This window comes from Halomonas sp. DQ26W, assembly GCF_003339685.1.
In the GTDB taxonomy this organism is placed as follows: Bacteria; Pseudomonadota; Gammaproteobacteria; order Pseudomonadales; family Halomonadaceae; genus Halomonas.
Map to the genome: position 1 here is coordinate 35,482 of NZ_QPKI01000015.1, position 16,333 is coordinate 51,814.

The 16,333-nt window shown below is 66.6% G+C and carries 15 protein-coding genes and 1 riboswitch; of the genes, 8 read left to right on the forward strand and 7 right to left on the reverse strand.

Features of this window, described 5'->3' with window-relative positions:
* Nucleotides 1-522, reverse strand: a complete 522-nt coding sequence (locus DU490_RS09615) for a DUF1850 domain-containing protein (RefSeq protein WP_258801563.1) — start codon at nt 520-522, stop codon at nt 1-3.
* A gap of 34 nt (nt 523-556) precedes the next feature.
* On the reverse strand, nt 557-1,519 hold the full coding sequence (locus DU490_RS09620; RefSeq protein WP_114574083.1) for a TAXI family TRAP transporter solute-binding subunit: 963 nt from the start codon (nt 1,517-1,519) through the stop codon (nt 557-559).
* A gap of 308 nt (nt 1,520-1,827) precedes the next feature.
* Here DU490_RS09620 and DU490_RS09625 point away from each other — a divergent pair, with 308 nt between their 5' ends.
* Complete coding sequence (locus tag DU490_RS09625; protein ID WP_114574084.1) at nt 1,828-2,106, forward strand: XRE family transcriptional regulator; 279 nt, start codon at nt 1,828-1,830, stop codon at nt 2,104-2,106.
* A 152-nt stretch (nt 2,107-2,258) separates the two neighbouring features.
* On the opposite strand, the gene egtD is transcribed toward DU490_RS09625, so the two are convergent.
* Nucleotides 2,259-3,221, reverse strand: coding sequence for an L-histidine N(alpha)-methyltransferase (gene egtD, locus DU490_RS09630; protein WP_114574085.1), 963 nt, complete (start codon nt 3,219-3,221; stop codon nt 2,259-2,261).
* A 149-nt stretch (nt 3,222-3,370) separates the two neighbouring features.
* Here egtD and selD point away from each other — a divergent pair, with 149 nt between their 5' ends.
* Nucleotides 3,371-5,680 (forward strand): selenide, water dikinase SelD, encoded by a 2,310-nt coding sequence (gene selD / locus DU490_RS09635; protein WP_114574086.1) that lies wholly within the window; start codon nt 3,371-3,373, stop codon nt 5,678-5,680.
* A 149-nt stretch (nt 5,681-5,829) separates the two neighbouring features.
* On the opposite strand, the gene senB is transcribed toward selD, so the two are convergent.
* A complete protein-coding gene (gene senB, locus DU490_RS09640) occupies nt 5,830-6,825 on the reverse strand; it encodes a selenoneine biosynthesis selenosugar synthase SenB (protein ID WP_220270476.1) in 996 nt (331 codons plus the stop codon).
* A 125-nt stretch (nt 6,826-6,950) separates the two neighbouring features.
* Here senB and senA point away from each other — a divergent pair, with 125 nt between their 5' ends.
* From senA to DU490_RS09660, 4 genes are all read left to right on the forward strand, one after another.
* Complete coding sequence (senA, locus tag DU490_RS09645) at nt 6,951-8,300, forward strand: selenoneine synthase SenA (RefSeq protein WP_114574087.1); 1,350 nt, start codon at nt 6,951-6,953, stop codon at nt 8,298-8,300.
* Between the two features lie 113 nt (nt 8,301-8,413).
* Nucleotides 8,414-9,286, forward strand: a complete 873-nt coding sequence (locus DU490_RS09650; protein ID WP_114574088.1) for a putative selenate ABC transporter substrate-binding protein — start codon at nt 8,414-8,416, stop codon at nt 9,284-9,286.
* Nucleotides 9,286-9,939 (forward strand): ATP-binding cassette domain-containing protein, encoded by a 654-nt coding sequence (locus DU490_RS09655; protein ID WP_114574089.1) that lies wholly within the window; start codon nt 9,286-9,288, stop codon nt 9,937-9,939. The genes DU490_RS09650 and DU490_RS09655 overlap by 1 nt, the downstream gene beginning before the upstream one ends.
* Complete coding sequence (locus tag DU490_RS09660) at nt 9,939-11,426, forward strand: ABC transporter permease (RefSeq protein WP_114574090.1); 1,488 nt, start codon at nt 9,939-9,941, stop codon at nt 11,424-11,426. The genes DU490_RS09655 and DU490_RS09660 overlap by 1 nt, the downstream gene beginning before the upstream one ends.
* Nucleotides 11,427-11,511: 85 nt before the next feature.
* Here DU490_RS09660 and ilvD read toward each other — a convergent pair whose 3' ends face one another.
* Nucleotides 11,512-13,200: a dihydroxy-acid dehydratase gene (ilvD, locus tag DU490_RS09665; protein WP_114574091.1), complete on the reverse strand. Its 1,689-nt coding sequence runs from the start codon at nt 13,198-13,200 to the stop codon at nt 11,512-11,514.
* Nucleotides 13,201-13,344: 144 nt separating this feature from the next.
* Between ilvD and DU490_RS09670 the strand changes: the two genes are divergently transcribed.
* Nucleotides 13,345-13,632 (forward strand): type II toxin-antitoxin system HigB family toxin, encoded by a 288-nt coding sequence (locus DU490_RS09670; protein WP_114574092.1) that lies wholly within the window; start codon nt 13,345-13,347, stop codon nt 13,630-13,632.
* A gap of 2 nt (nt 13,633-13,634) precedes the next feature.
* Nucleotides 13,635-14,039: a type II toxin-antitoxin system HigA family antitoxin gene (locus DU490_RS09675; RefSeq protein ID WP_114574093.1), complete on the forward strand. Its 405-nt coding sequence runs from the start codon at nt 13,635-13,637 to the stop codon at nt 14,037-14,039.
* A 61-nt stretch (nt 14,040-14,100) separates the two neighbouring features.
* Here the strand turns inward: DU490_RS09675 and DU490_RS09680 are convergent, their stop codons facing one another.
* Together DU490_RS09680 and DU490_RS09685 are read right to left on the reverse strand one after the other, a co-directional pair.
* Nucleotides 14,101-14,796 (reverse strand): TenA family protein, encoded by a 696-nt coding sequence (locus tag DU490_RS09680; protein ID WP_114574094.1) that lies wholly within the window; start codon nt 14,794-14,796, stop codon nt 14,101-14,103.
* Nucleotides 14,796-16,199, reverse strand: a complete 1,404-nt coding sequence (locus tag DU490_RS09685; RefSeq protein ID WP_114574095.1) for a sodium:solute symporter family transporter — start codon at nt 16,197-16,199, stop codon at nt 14,796-14,798. The genes DU490_RS09680 and DU490_RS09685 overlap by 1 nt, the downstream gene beginning before the upstream one ends.
* Nucleotides 16,189-16,315: riboswitch (TPP riboswitch) on the reverse strand. Its footprint overlaps the gene before it by 11 nt.
* Between the last annotated feature and the right edge of the window lie 18 nt (nt 16,316-16,333).

Sequence of the window (16,333 nt, forward strand, 5' to 3'; positions counted from 1 at the left end):
TCAATAGGGAGGAATTGTTGGGGAATGCAGGTGAATGATCACCCGTTCGCCGGCGGCCTGGTCACTGATACTCAGCCGACGCTCCTCATAAAGCAGACGATGGTTTACCTGCGGGGATCCGACCCGAAGGCGATAACGGTTCCCGGGTACCGGTTCGTCGATATCTTCGATCCAATAGCCACCCTGGCCATCAGACACCTGGCGCCCCCTTCCCGGCACATGGCCCAGCCCTGCAGCAAAGTCAGGCTGATGACTTCGCTCGAGCACCATCTTCCCTGCCAGGTGGCGATAACAGTCCTGTACGCGAATGCCGGTCACGGAGTGGTTCCACTCCAGGCACCAGCGCTCGCCCTCCGGCATGGGTAGCACCAGGATAGGACGACCGTCTTCGCCTCGCACCTCGAGACGTGCCCGCTCGTCGGTAGCGGCCATAGCCGTTATCGATATTGTCGCCACTGCCAGGCCAAGAACCAACGTACGGAAAGTCGCCGGCCCGGGGGCACGGCGACTTTCGAGGGTCATCGAGACACACATCGTCAGTGCCCGACAGGATGCGTCATTCAGGCCGCTGGTGGTCTGCTACCTCGGCACCGGCTTCCTCGTAGTAGCGCAGTGCACCAGGGTGGAAAGCAATCGGCGTAGAGTTGACGCTGAACTCGATGGTGGTGTCGTTGGCTGCCGGATGGACGGCGATCAGCTCGTCAGTGCGCTCGAACAGCACCTTGGTGATCTGATAGGCCATCTCATCATCCAGTTCGCTGCTCACAGCGAGCACGTTGGGGATGCTGATGGTCTGGACTGCCTCGTCCATGCCCTCGTAGAGACCGGCCCGAAGCTCGTAGGCCGCAAAAGTCGGCTCGGCTTCACGCGCATTCTCGATTTCTTCGTCGGAGAAACCGACCAGGCGAATGTCACGCGTGGTCGCCAAGTTGAGGATCGAGCTGGTGGGCGGGCCCACGCTCCAGAAACCGGCATCGATGTCGCCATCGCGGATGGCATCGGCGGTCTCATTGAAATTGAGGCGCTGGGGTGTGAAGTCATCGTAGCTGATGCCGTTGGCTTCCAGGAGGGCGCGAGCATTGAGCTCGGTACCGCTGCCCGGGGCACCCACAGAGACTCGCTTACCCTCGAGATCGGCCAGTGTATGCACATCGGAGTCGGCCAGCGTAACCAACTGCACCGCGTTGGGGTAAATCGAAGCCAGGGCGCGAATATTTTCGAGCTGGCGGCCCTCGAAGTCCCCGGTACCGCTATAGGCCTGGAAGACGGTATCGGCCAGGGCCAGTGCAACATCGGAGTCGCCACGCCATACCAGTCCCATGTTCTCCACGGAAGCACCCGTCACCTCGGCTACGGCGCTAGCGCCCTCGATATGATTGTTGATCAGCTCTGCCAAGCCACCACCATAGGGATAGTACGTACCACCGGTACCACCAGTGGCGATAGAAAGCTGCTGGGCTACTGACATGGGTGCTGTGACCAGCAGCGAGGCTGCCACTGCATACTTGAGTGCTCGCATGGAATTCCTCCGTCCTGAAACCGGACTGCTTGTGATTGTTGAACCTGCGCAAACGCGCTGCCCGACGAAACCAGGCACATCAGAAAGCTAGCACGCCACCTATAGGGTAGCCACTCTCTACTTTCTACGTTCCGGCAAAGTTTCTTCAATTCCTCCAAGATAGTCCTACGGAAAGTCCCCCTGCTCTCCTCCATGAACGGTGCTCTACGCTCCCTCGACTGACATGAAAAATACCCATCGAAACGAGACTGGCAAAAACCCTAAAAAGCCCCCATGATGTACCTGTCGCAATCGCCCATTGGAGCATCATGAGTACGGCATATCGCACGACAGGCGCGGACTTTCTCGACCCTCCGCGAAGTTGCCCTGACCTCGACGTCAGGGATTTGGAAAGACGTACGCGCCTCATGCGCATCGTGACTCGGCTGATCGCCGTATCAGACTTGGGTTGCCGCGAGATAGCTCGCCGAGCCGGGTTGCCGACACAGAAAATCAGTGATTTGCTGGCTGGGCGTCTGGAGCACCTTTCACTGGATGAGCTGCGCCTTCTCTATCGCACCATCAACCCGGAAGGCGCCCCGCACTAACCAGCGCCCTACCCAGAACGCACTTCGCAACGCCCGGTCACCACGACCGGGCGTTGTCGTATATGGCGTTGTCGTATATGGCGTTGTCGTCTAAAGACAGGCTCATTGGCGGCAGGGCGAGATGCACACAGGCCGTTCCGTCATTCGCAGCGTCAGTCATGCGACAGATAGTGCACGCTGAACAGTCCCTCGGCATCACACCAGGCCGCGTCCGGCCGATACCCGGCTCGCCTGGCCAACGCCCGGAAGCCCTCGCGGCTGTACTTATAGGAATTCTCGGTATGCAGCGTCTCGTCCGGCGCGAACTCGAAGTGGTGGTCGTCAACGATGAATGCCTGCCGACTCTCGCTGACCAGATGCATCTCGATGCGCGATACTTCGACATCGAAGAAGGCCCGATGACGGAAGTTGCCCGGCTCCACCGTGGCGCCCAGTTCCCGGCGCATGCGCTCCAGCAGGTTGAGGTTGAAGGCCGCCGTAACCCCGGCGGCATCGTTGTAGGCCGCTTCGAGGAGATCGTGATCCTTGACCAGGTCGACGCCGATCAGAACCCCGCTGCCCCTGGGCAACGCCCGGCGCAGCTCAGCGAGAAAGGCTTCGGCCTCGGCCGGTGCAAAATTGCCGATGCTCGAGCCGGGAAAGAAGGCCACCACCCGCCTCCCCTCGACACCTGCCGGCAAGCGCAGGTGCTCGGAAAAATCTGCCCAGGCGGCATGCACCTCGAGCCAGGGGTAGTCGGCCGCCAGGCGGCGGGTGCTCTGGAGCAGGAAATCGCGGGAGATATCCACCCCCAGGTAACGAGTCGGACGCATCGCCTCGAGCAGCAGGCGCACCTTGCGGCTGGCCCCGCTGCCCAGCTCGACCAGCAGCGACTCCGGCCCTACCAGTGCCGCGATCTCCTCGGCGGCCGCGGCCAGGATGCCCTCCTCGGTGCGGGTCAGGTAGTACTCGGGCTGGCGGCAGATCGACTCGAACAGCAGGGAACCCTGCTCATCGTAGAAATACTTGGGTGACAAGGCCTTGGGAGAGCGGCCCAGCCCGGCGATCACGTCGTCGCGAAACGACGGCCCTGTCTCGTCGACATGCTGGTCGTGGAAACGCACTGCAGTGGACATCGCTTACCCTCGCTGGCGAACGGTTTTGGCAGGGCTCGACAACACGCCGACCTCGGGGATGGCGTTGTACCATCGATTTGCCTTTAGACTGTGGCGGCTACGCCGTTGCCTCATCCCCACTGCCTCTTCAATCTAGAGCGAGCCTGACCATGCAGCAACCGCAGCAGACCCTGGGGTTACCAGTGTTACGGGATATCGTCCTCGTCGGCGGTGGGCACACCCACGTGGGGGTGCTGAAGCGCTTCGCCATGAAACCCGAACCTGGCGTCAGGCTCACCATGATCTGCCGCGACACCCATACGCCCTACTCGGGCATGCTGCCGGGCTACGTTGCCGGCCACTATCGCTACGATGACGTGCATATCGACCTGCGGCGACTGGCGGAATACGCCGGGGCACGCTTCTTCCGCGACGAGGGCATCGGCATCGACCACGATGCGCAGACCGTCCTCTGCCGCTCACGCCCTCCGGTACCCTATGACTGGATGTCGATCAATATCGGCTCGACTCCCAGCGTGAATTCGGTCAGCGGTGCCGGCGAGCATGCGGTCCCGGTCAAGCCGATCCATCAGTTCAACGACCGCTGGCAGATGCTGCTCGAGCGTCTCTCGCACCCACACACCGGGCACCACCCCGGCCAGACCCGTGTCGCGGTGGTCGGCGGCGGCGCCGGCGGCGTCGAACTGCTGCTGGCCATGCAGTACCGGCTGAGTAACGAACTCACCGCCCTGGACCGCGACCCGAACGAGCTGCGCTTTTCCCTCTTCACCCGTGGCGCGCAGATCCTGCCGACCCACAACCCACGGGTGCGCACCCACTTCCAGGCCACCCTCAAGAACCGCGGCGTCGAGGTGCACACCGCCACCGACGTGGTCGCTGTCGAGGCGGGCCGGCTGCAGACCGCCGACGGCAACTGGCACGCCGCCGACGAGATCGTCTGGGTCACCAATGCCGGCGGGGCCGCCTGGCTGCGCGACACCCGCCTGGCACTCGACGACGACGGCTTCATCCAGGTCGGCGACACCCTGCAGTCACTCTCCGACCCGCGCATCTTCGCCGCTGGCGATATCGCCAGCCAGGTCAACCATCCCCGCGAGAAGGCCGGGGTCTTCGCCGTGCGCCAGGGGCGACCACTAGCCGACAACCTGCGCGCCGCCGTGACCGGCCGCACCCTGTCGCCTTACCGCCCCCAGGCCAAGTGGCTGGCGCTGATCAGCACCGGCGACCGCCATGCCGTGGCCTCCCGCGGCGGGCTCTTTCTCGCCGGCGACTGGGTGTGGCGCTGGAAGGACGGCATCGATCGGCGTTTCATGTCCAAGTTCAACGACTTGCCGCCGATGGAAGAAGGCGCTATGCGGGCGCCCCGGGCCAGCCGCGTGGCGCTGAACGAGGAGGAGAACGCCCAGGCGATCTCGGCCATCGCCATGCGCTGCGGCGGCTGTGGCGCCAAGGTCGGCGCCTCGGTGCTCTCACGTGCCCTCTCGACCCTGCAGCCGGTGGAGCGGGACGAGGTGCTGGTGGGCCTTCACGCCCCGGACGATGCCGCCGTGGTACGGGTACCGCCGGGCAAGGACGTGGTGCATACCGTCGACTTCTTCCGCGCCTTCATCGACGACCCCTATGTGTTCGGCAAGGTCGCCGCCAATCACGCCCTGGGCGATATCTTCGCCATGGGCGCCGAGGCCCAGACCGCCACCGCCGTGGCCACGGTGCCCCAGGGGCTCGAGTCCAAGGTCGAGGACACCGTCTACCAGATGATGCGTGGCGCCGTTGAGGTACTCAACGAGGCCGGCTGCGCCCTGGTCGGAGGGCACACCGGCGAGGGCAGCGAGCTGGCCCTGGGGTTTGCCGTCAACGGCCTGATCGACGCAGGTGCCGATAGCGCCCTGACGAAAGGCGGCCTGCAACCGGGCCAGGTGCTGATCCTGACCAAGCCCATCGGCACCGGCACCCTGTTCGCCGCCCATGCCCGGCTCGGTGCCCGTGGGCGCTGGATCGATGCCGCCCTGGAGAGCATGTGCCAGTCCAACCGGCAGGGGGCGAGCTGCCTGCGCGAGCACGGCGCCACCGCCTGCACCGACCTCACCGGTTTCGGCCTGCTGGGGCACCTGGTCGAGATGACACGCCCATCGGAGATGGATGCCGAACTCGACCTGACGGCGCTGCCACTGCTCGAGGGCGCCGAGGAGACCGTCGCCGCCGGCATCCTGAGCTCCCTGCAGCCCGCCAACGTGCGCCTGCGCCGAGCCATCCACGACCAGGCCGCCTGGGTCGACCACCCCCGCTATCCGCTGCTGTTCGACCCCCAGACCGCCGGCGGCCTGCTGGCCAGCGTGCCCGCCGAACGCGCCGAGTCCTGCCTCGCGGCCCTGCACGCCCAGGGCTACGACCGGGCCGCCATCATCGGCCGCGTCCTCGAGCCCGGCGCCGCCCTGGAACCCATCCATCTAAAGGGGTGAGGGCAAGCGCATGTTTTACACCCCCGTCAGTGGGCGGAGACTCTACCGGGGCAGGTCGCAGCAAAGGTCATTCGCCATGGATGGCGAATGTAGCGCCCAGGGAAGGGTTCACAGCGCCTTTGCGAAGGCCTGCCCCGGGAGAACACCAGTCAGACGACGTTTAGCCCGCAGGCGGTAATGACCCGCGCCAGCGCCTCCCGCTCGGCCGCGGGGCTGAACAGCGGCGCCCGCGCCAGCACCTGCCGGCGCAGCCGGTCGACGAAGGCCGGTTCGGCCTCGGCGCGGCGCAACAGGGTCCTCAGGGCCGCGGTGTCGGCCACCGGGAAATGGCCGACGTAGTCGTCCCCCAGCAGCCCACGGTTTCCTGGAATATCGGAGGCCACCACCGACAGGCCGGCCACGCAGGCCTCGCTGACCACATTGGCGCCCCCTTCCATGCGGGAGCTGATCACCATCAGCCGTGCCCGGGCCATCCACTGGCGCACCCGCCAGCGGGGCAGGTCGCCGAGCCAGCGGTAACGCTCGTTGCAGGCCATCTCCTCGCGGGCGGCCTCGGCCCAGTCGGGGCTATGGGCGCCACCGAGCTGCACCACACGCAACCGCGATTCCGCCGGGAGGTCACGCACGGCCAGGGCCGCGCGCAGCGAGTCCTTCTCCTCGCGCAGGTGCCCGGCGACCAGCACCTCGAAACGGCGACGGATGGGCCCCGGGGCACGGGGCGGCAGGGGCAGGGCCGACTGGTGGACGACATGCAGGCGCGACAGGAAGCGCGGCGGCAGGTCCTCGGCCAGGCAGTCATGCAGGCCGATAAGGGCGTCGCTGGCGGCGAGGCTGTCGAGAAACACCTCGGGGTCGCTATGCTGGAAGCGGTAGACGTCGGTTCCCGTCAGCACCACCACCAGCGGGCATGCCGGAAAGGCGGCACGACAGGCGCGAATAGCGGCGTGGCTGCGCACCGCATGCAGTGCCAGCACCAGATCCGGCGGCTGGCCGTCCAGGCGACAGCCATCGGCTTCCACGTCGGACTGTGCAATGCGCACGCGACAGCCCAGTTCGTGCAGCAGCCCCGCCCAGCGGGTGGCCGTGGTCCGGTTGCCGGCATGAGAACCTCGACGCGCCGGCGTGATCAGCGCTACCTTCAACACTATTTCGACTCCCTATCCATGCCCCACTATCCATACCCCACTGCCCGTACTCCACTATCCTTTCTTCACTATCCGCACTAACTACTATCCTTGCTCCCTGAACGCTCCACTTCGACGAGGTCGGCATGATCCAGACGCCTTCGACACCCCCGCAACCCGCCGATGCGCTGGCGGTGATGCTCACCGATGCCCGCGAGCGCAGCCTGGCGCTGATGCAGGACACCCTGGAGGCCCGCGAACTCGGCCCGCGGCTGGCGATCGTCAATCCACCGCTGTGGGAGCTGGGCCACCTGGGCTACTTCCACGACCATTTCGCCCTGCGCGGCCTCTTTGGCCTGCCCGACTACCAGCTCGCCGAGGCCGAGCGGCTGTTCGATTCCAGCAGCATCGCCCATGACGACCGTTGGTCGCTACCGCTTCCGTCACGGGAGCAGACCCTGGCGTACCTGTCGCGGGTCCAGCAGGCCATGCTCGAACGCCTGCCCGACGGCGAGGCCAGCTCGGCCCAGAGCTATGTCTACCAGCTCACCACCCTGCACGAGGACATGCACGGCGAGGCCTTCCTCTACACCCGCCAGACCCTTGGCGACCCGGCCCCCGACCTGGGCACGCCACCAGATGGCGATGCCACCGCTGCGCCCGGCACCGGGCCTCCTGCCGGTGCGCTGCCAGGCGATGCCGCCATCCCCGGCGGTCGCCATCTGCTCGGCTCCGACGAAAGCATTCCCTTCCGGTTCGACAACGAGAAGCCGCCCATGGATGTCGAGGTAGCACCCTTCTCGATCGCCAAGGCGGCGGTGACCAACGCCGAGTTCGCCCCCTTTGTCGACGACGGCGGCTATACGCGACGCGAGCTGTGGAGCGAGGCCGGCTGGCGATGGTGCCAACAACAGGAGCGGCAGGCGCCCGTCTACTGGCGTCGGGACGCCAACGGCCGCTGGGAGGAGCGCCGCTTCGACCGCTGGCTGCCGCAGGCCGCCCATCAGCCGGTGGTGCATGTGAGCTGGTTCGAGGCCGAGGCCTGGTGTCGCTGGGCCGGTCGTCGCCTGCCCAGCGAAGCCGAATGGGAGGTCGCCGCCAGCCGCGAGCCATCAGCCAACGGTGCGTCACTCGCCCCAGACAAGCGGCGCTTCCCCTGGGGCGACACGCTGCCGGATGCCCGGCTTGCCAACCTGGACGGCTGGTGCTTGGCACCGCTGGAGGTGGCGGCACTGCCCGATGGCGACAGCGCCTTCGGCTGCCGTCAGATGCTGGGCAACGTCTGGGAATGGACGGCCTCGCCTTTCGCTCCCTTCCCGGGCTTCGAGCCCGAGCTCTATCACGACTACTCGGCGCCCTGGTTCAAGGAGGGCCGCTACGTGCTGCGTGGCGGGGCCTGGGCCACCCGGGGGCGGCTGATCCATAACGGCTACCGTAATTTCTTCACCCCGGAGCGCCGGGACATCCTGGCGGGGTTTCGTACCTGTGCGCTCTGAGAAGAGATAAAAGGCAGATTTTCGGTATCATGCCCCGTTCCGGTTACCCGGGCTCTATGCTCTACAAGCCAAGGTATTCTCGGTTGGCCACTCCCCTACAAGGACGCCCCACAATGTTCCAACGCCTGTTGCCTGCTTTTGCCCTGCTACTCGTCACGCTCGTCACGCCCTCCCTGGCCGTGGCCCAGACCCTGGTCTTCACCGCCATCCCCGACGAGGATGAGACACGGCTACAGCAGCGCTTCCAGGCCGTGGCCGACTACCTCGCCGAGACGCTCGACGTCGAGGTGCGCTTCATTCCGGTCACCTCCTACGCCGCCTCGGTCACCGCCTTTCGCAACAACCAGGTGCAGCTGGCCTGGTTCGGCGGTTTCACCGGCGTGCAGGCACGCCAGCTGGTGCCGGGCTCCCGCGCCATCGCCCAGGGCGTGGAGGACCCCGAGTACAAGAGCTACTTCATCGCCAATCAGGCCACCGGCCTCGAACCCCACGACAGCGACACCGCCCCCGAGGGGCTGCGCGACCTGACCTTCAGCTTCGGCTCCCAGAGTTCGACCTCCGGGCGCCTGCTGCCGGAGTATTTCCTGCGCGAGCACCTCGGCGCCTCGCCCAACGAGCTGTTTACCCGGGTCGGCTTCAGCGGCAACCACAGCCGTACCATCTCGGTGGTGCAATCCGGCGCCTACCAGGCCGGCGTAGTCAGCTACAAGGCGTGGGAGAACGAGCTCGAGGCGGGCAACATCGACCCCGACCGGGTCCAGGTGATCTGGGAGACCCCGCCCTACCCCGACTATCAGTGGACCGTACGTGGCGACGTCGATGAGCGATTCGGTGATGGTTTCACCGAACGCCTGCAGCAAGCGCTGCTCGACATGGATGACCCCGACCTGCTGGCCAGCTTTCCCCGCGCGGGCTTCATCCCGGCCGTGAATGAGGACTACCAGGAAATTCTCGAGGTCGCGCAATCCCTGGGGCTGCTCGACTGATGACCACGCTGGCGCTGCAGGATGCCGTCGCCACCTATGGCGAGGTGCGCGTGCTCGGGCCAGTGAGCCTGACGCTGGCACCCGGCGAACGCGTGGCGCTGGTGGGTCGCAGCGGTGCCGGCAAGTCGACGCTGCTGTCGGTGATGTATGACCGATGGCGCGACCAGGAAGCCGCCCTGATGCCTCAGGACCTGGGGCTCGTGGCGACACTCTCGGTGTTCCACAACGTCTATATGGGCCGACTCGACCGCCACCCCTGGTGGCGCAACCTGCTGACCCTGGTGCGCCCGCGGCCAGGTGACGTGACGGACGTCCGCACCCTGCTCGCCCGGCTCGGCCTGGACGACAAGCTCTGGACGCCCTGCGGCGAACTCTCCGGCGGGCAGCGACAGCGCGTCGCCGTGGCGCGGGTCATCCATCAGGGCGGTGGTATTCTGCTCGCCGATGAGCCAGTCTCGGCACTCGACGGGCCTCTCTCCGAGGCAACCCTGACCGCCCTGACCGACGCCTACCCCACCGCGGTACTGGCCATGCACGACGTGGACCTGGCGCTGCGCTACTGCACGCGGGTGATCGGCATCCAGGATGGCGCCATTGCCATCGACCAGCCCAGCCAGCGCCTGGCCGCCACCGACCTGCTGCCGCTCTACTGATGCCGTTGACCGCCACACGCCGCGTTACCCTGGGGCTGGTCCTGCTGGCCGCGGTGTGCCTGTTGTTCGGCGACTTCGAGATCAGTACCCACGACCCCTGGCACGCGCTCGGGCGTCTGTTCATGGGGCTTATCCAGCCCGACTTCTCCCGGGTCGACTTCCTTGGCGAGGCCCTGCTGCGCACGGTGGCCTTCGCCTTCGTCGGTGTGGGGCTCGGCTCGGCGGCGGGCATGCTGCTGGCCCTGCTCTTCCAACATGTCTGGGTGCGCACCTTCTGCGCCTTCATCCGCGCCATCCACGAGCTGTTCTGGGCGCTGATCTTTCTGCAGAGCTTCGGCCTGCATCCGATCACCGGCGTACTGGCCATCGCCATTCCCTACGCCGGCACCTTCGCCAAGGTCTATGCCGAGATCCTCGACGAATGCGACCCGCAGCCGGAACGCACCCTGCCGCAGCGCGCCGGGCGGCTCTCGGCGCTGGTCTATACCCGCATCAGCCAGGCCTGGCCGCATCTGGTCAGCTATACCGCCTATCGGCTCGAGTGCGGCCTGCGCTCCAGTGCGGTGATCGGCTTCGTCGGCATGCCGACCCTGGGGTTTCACCTGGCTGGCGCCTTCGCCCAGGGCCACTACGGCACGGTGGGCGCGTTGCTGTTGCTCTTCTACGCCCTGATCGCCAGCCTGCGGCTGTGGGCGCGGCCACGGCTGCTGCCCCTCTACCTGGTGGCTTCCCCCTTCCTGCTGGGTACCGGGCTGCCGATCATGTGGAGCAATGTCTCGCGCTTCTTCACCGAGGACATCGTGCCCGCCCCCCTGCGCAACGGCGAGGGCCTGGAGGGCCTCTGGCCCTGGTTCGGCGATCTGCTGCTGGGCCAAGCCCTGCCCGGCATCTGGAATACGCTGCTGCTGACCCAGATCGCCCTGGTGCTCACCGGCGTGCTGGCGATGACGCTGTTCCCGCTGATCTCTCATCATTTCACGGGGCGCCACGTCACCGGCCGGGTACGCGGTGCCCTGGGGCATGGCGTGCTGGTGGTCATGCGCTCCACCCCCGAGTACCTGCTGGCCTTCATCCTGCTGCAGCTCTGGGGGCCCTCGATGCTGCCGGCGGTGGTCGCCCTGGCACTGCACAACGGCGGCATCATCGGCCACCTGGTCGGACGCCGCAGCAATGAGATCCACCTGCGCCAGGACGCACCGGCCGGCATGAACCGCTACGCCTACGAGGTGGCGCCACGGGTCTACGGCCCCTTCCTGGCGCTGCTCTTCTACCGCTGGGAGATCATCATGCGCGAGACGGCGATACTGGGGATTCTCGGCATCGCCACCCTGGGCTTCTACGTCGACAGCGCCATTCAGGAGCTACGCTTCGACCGCGCCATGGTACTGATCGTGATCACCGCGCTGCTCAACATCGGGGTGGATATCCTCGCCCGTCGGCTGCGCGCCCACCTGCACCTGAGCCACACCGCCCGCAGCGAGCCGTAATGGGCCTGCCACCCCGAAGGGCAAGCGCCCCCGCCGGAAGACCGGCGGGGGCGCTGTCAGATGATGCCTTCCAACAGCCAGACGCTCACTCCGCCAGGTCGGTCACCGCGCCGGTGGAGGCGGAGCTGACCGTCCTGGCGTACTTGGCCAATACGCCGCGGGTGTAGCGCGGTGCCGGCTGCCGCCAGGCGGCCCGACGCCGCTGCATCTCGCCGTCATCGACCGCTACCTCGATGGTATTGGCCTCGGCATCGATGGTGATGGTGTCGCCGTTCTCGACCAGCGCCAGCGGCCCGCCATCGAAGGCCTCGGGCGACACGTGGCCCACCACGAAGCCATGGCTGCCGCCGGAGAAGCGCCCGTCGGTGATCAGCGCTACGTCGTTGCCGAGCCCCCGGCCCATGATCGCCGAGGTCGGGGTGAGCATCTCGCGCATGCCGGGTCCGCCCTTCGGCCCCTCGTAGCGAATCACCACCACGTCACCGGCCACCACGGTGCCGTCGTTGATGCGTGCCTGGGCCTCCTCCTCCGAGCCGAACACCCGCGCACTGCCGGTAAAGCGCGTGCCCTCCTTGCCGGTGATCTTGGCCACGGCCCCTTCGGGCGCCAGGTTGCCGTAGAGGATCCGCAGGTGGCTCTCGGCCTTCAGTGGCGCCGACAGCGGTGCGATGATCGACTGCCCCTCGGCATAGGGCGCCACGTCGGCCAGGTTCTCGGCCAGCGTCCGGCCGGTGACCGTCAGGCAATCGCCATGCAGCAGCCCGGCATCGAGCAGCATCTTCATCAGCGGCTGGATGCCGCCGATCGCCACCAGCTCGCTCATCATGTAGTGGCCGCTGGGGCGCAGGTCGGCGAGCACCGGCACCCGCTTGCCGATTTCGGTGAAGTCCTCGAGCGAGAGCGGCACCCCCACGGTGTTGGCCATGGCGATCAGGTGCAGCACCGCATTGGTGGAGCCCCCCAGGGCAATGACCACGGTGATGGCGTTCTCGAAGGCGTCACCGGTCATGATGTCCGAGGGCTTGATATCCCGCGCCAGCAGTTCCAGTACCGCGGCACCGGCGGCCTCGCAGTCGTCGCGCTTCTCCTGGGACACCGCATTCTGCACCGAGCTGCCCGGCAGGCTCATGCCCAGCGCCTCGATGGCCGACGCCATGGTGTTGGCGGTGTACATGCCGCCGCAGGAGCCGGGGCCGGGAATCGCCTTCTCCTCGATCTGCTTCACCTCGATCAGGTCCAGGTCTCCGCGGGTGTAGGCACCCACGGCCTCGAACACCGAGACGATGTCGGTGTGCCCCTCGCCGGGCAGAATGGTGCCGCCGTAGACGAACACGCTGGGCCGGTCGAGCCGTGCCAGCCCCATCAGGCAGCCCGGCATGTTCTTGTCGCAGCCGCCGATGGCCACCAGGCCATCGAAGCCCTCGCAGCCGGCCACGGTCTCGATGGAGTCGGCGATCACCTCCCGCGATACCAGCGAGTACTTCATGCCCTCGGTGCCGTTGGCGATGCCGTCGGAGATAGTGATGGTGTTGAAGATCACCCCCTTGCCGCCGGCCGCGTCGGCGCCGTCGCTGGCCCGCTCGGCAAGGGTATGGATATGGCTGTTGCAGGGCGTGAGATTACTCCAGGTAGAGGCGATACCCACCTGGGGCTTCTTGAAATCCTCGTCGGTAAAGCCCACCGCACGCAGCATGGCGCGGCTGGCGGACTTGCCGACCCCATCCACTACCGGGGCGGAATAACGGCGGCGCGGATCCTCGGGCGTATCGCTCATGATGCTTCCTCTATCGTTGTTCAGGGGGGTAATAGAGAGAGGGTGGACCGCAGACAGGACGGCTGTCCATGCCAAACCGCCATGTCTTGCCACAAGACGAGGCGGCGGCTATGCTGTATCGCAAGTTGCGATACAAGGTTGCCCATGCATATCATTACCCAGAAACGCATCTGGGAAGCCAAGCAAAGATGGCCACAGGCCACATCGGCACTGGATGCTTGGTATCGACTGATGAAGTCGAGTGAACCCGGTAGCTTCGCTGAGATGAAGTCGCTGTTCCCGGCCACTGACAAGATCGGTAGGCAACATGTGTTCGATATCGGCGGCAACAAGATTCGCCTGATCGCCGTGGTGCACTACCGATTCAAGAAGATCTACATCCAGCACGTCCTAGATCACGCCGAATATGACAAGGGCCACTGGAAGGAGTGAACATGACCAGCATTGTCCAACAGGCAGCAGCCCATTGGCGCTTCGTGGCCCCCCTGCTCAATGCCCCGGAGTCGGAAGACGATTACGACGCCCTGGTCGCGGCACTCGATGAGCTGCTGGAACTGATCGGAGACGACGAGGAGCACCCCCTGGCGAGCCTCGCCTCACACATGGGCGACCTCATCGAGGAGTACGACGACGCTCACCGTCCGATGCCGGAGGTCAGGGGAACCGACATGCTCCGCCACCTGATGCAGTGGCATGGCCTCGACCAGTCGAGCCTGCCGGAGGTCGGCACCCAGTCGGTGATCTCCGAGATCCTTGCCGGCAAGCGGCACCTGAACGTCCGCCAGATCAAGGCCCTGACACAGCACTTCGGACTGCCTGCCGACCTTTTCCTCGACTGAGCTTCGACTTGCCCTCGCCGATCTCCCCGCGGAGGCAGGTGCACCCGGCGATCGCTCTGCCTCAGCGCGGCTGCACGGCGTCGTGGAAGGCGCGCTCCTTCGCCACGGTATCGCGGAAACGCTCGGCCATGCGGGCGAAGGCGGTGTCATCGAGCGCCGCCGCCTCCTCGTCCAGGCGCTGGCGCAGCCAGGCCACGAACTCCTGAAAGGCGGGGTTGTCGTGCAGATCGATCCACTCCCCCATCAACGGGTGCAGCCCGTCTACACGGGTCACGCGCAGCGCCCACTCGAGATAGACCCACTCGGTGACCACCAGCACCGCCAGGATCTCGGCGTAGTCGCCGCCCTGGCCGGTGTCGTGCAGCAGCTTGCGAAATGCCCGGGTCTGCGGCAGATAATCCGGCGCCTCGCGCTGGGACGCAGGTACATCGAAGGCCTCGAAGGTGCGCTGGAAGGTGCTGTTCTCGTCGCTGGTCAGCATGCCCATGAACTGCCCCAGCACCACGCGGTCGGCCATGCTCGGCGCCTGGCCGATGGCGTGGCCGATCAGCGCAGTGAAGGGGTCGACGAAGCCGTAGTCCTGCACCATATAGGCAGCAAAGTCGTCACCCGCGAGCCGCCCCTCGGCCAGGGCGTCGAACAGCGGGTGATTCACGGTCGCTGACCAGTCCGGCTCGCTGATCTCGCGCAGCCAGTCGGTGATGTGCGCCGATTTACGGCCGGCGGCCCAGGCGTTCCAGTCTGAACGGGTGGTCATCAGGCGCCTCCCTTGCTTGCCAGGTGAAATTTCGCCCCGGGGCGCAGCCAGGCGATCAGCAGGCTGGCCAGGGTGGAAGCGAGCAGCGCACCGAGGAAGGGCGCCAGGGTCGGAATGCTGTCGGGGAAGCTCGCCGCCAGCACGCCGGCGGCCAGGCTGCCCTGCGCGATCCAGCCCGGCAGCACCGCGCCGAGCAGGCCCGCCACGCCGCCGGCGACCGCCGCCAGCGGACTCATGCGCCGCCACAGGCCCAGCAGCACCGGCACCACGATGGCGGCGCAGAGCAGGTCGGCAATCAGGAACAGCCGCAGCACCGAGAAGCCCTGAAGGGCCACCCATACCACCGGCGCCATCAGCGCCACCGTAACCAGCCGCGCCGCGCGTACCGAGAGCCCACGCCGCCCGGAGCTGGCCACCGCCATGGAGGCGATCGCGTTCTGCAGAGTATCCACGCTGGAGGCCACCAGCGTTACCGCCAGCACCAAAGCCGGCAGGCCCAGCCAGGCCGGCGCGGCGGAGAGCAGCGCGAAGAAAGGAATCGGCGGCTCGCCCAGCGGCAGGGCGTGCATGGCCGCCAGGATGCCCAACCCGCCGATGGCCATCACCACCAGCAGGCTGCTGGCCCCGCCCAGCAGCGCCCCGCGGCCCAGCGCACGGTCGTCCTCGGCCGCCCAGATGCGCTGCCAGTAGCCCTGGTGGAAGAGGTTGGCCGCGGTGACCGCGATCACCAGGGTCAGCGACACCGAGAGCGCGCTGCCGATGGGAATGGACGGCATCACGGCCCCGGCCGGCATGGGCGGCAGCCACCACCAGGCCACGCCGCCGACCAGCACCAGCAGGGCCAGCAGCAACCAGGCCTGCCAGCGATCAGTGGCCAGGCTCGCCCTCAAGCCGCCCAGGGTGGTGTAGACCAGTGTGACCACCGCCACGCCGAGGATCACCAGCGAAGGCGGCACATCGGAGAGCAGCGCGGCGATGGCGCCGATGGCGGTCAGCTCGGCGGCCAGGAAGATGGCCATGTAGGCCACGGAAACGAAGGAGACCCAGCGCCGCACCCCGCCGCCATAGCAGGCCTCGGCGAACTCACCGATGCTGCGCCCTTGCGGCAGGTGGCGTCGGATGGCAGGGCCGTAGAGCCCCAGTATCAGAAACGGCAGCGACGAGCCGATGGCGTAGCCGGCCAGCGCCACCGGGCCGACAAAGGCACCGATCTCCGGCGGCGCGAAGAGGATCCAGGCACCCATGCTGGAGGCCAGGAACGACAGGCCGATAGCCTGGGCGCCCTGGGAGTTGCGCGCGGTCACATAGTCATCGAGGAGGCCATCGGCACGGCGGGCCCGCAGACCCAGAAAAGCAAAGCAGAGCAGCGCCGCGCCGAGCACGGCAGACGTCAGGTAAGGCATGTCGCACTTCCTCCGCCGGTATGAACCGGATCAGGTTCCAGGGTCAGCGCTAGGCCCTCTCAGCCCCCTGGCGGCTCCGTTTCGAGCCGGCAAGCGGGACTCCCCTGGCGACAGTGAATGAATTGTTGGGATTA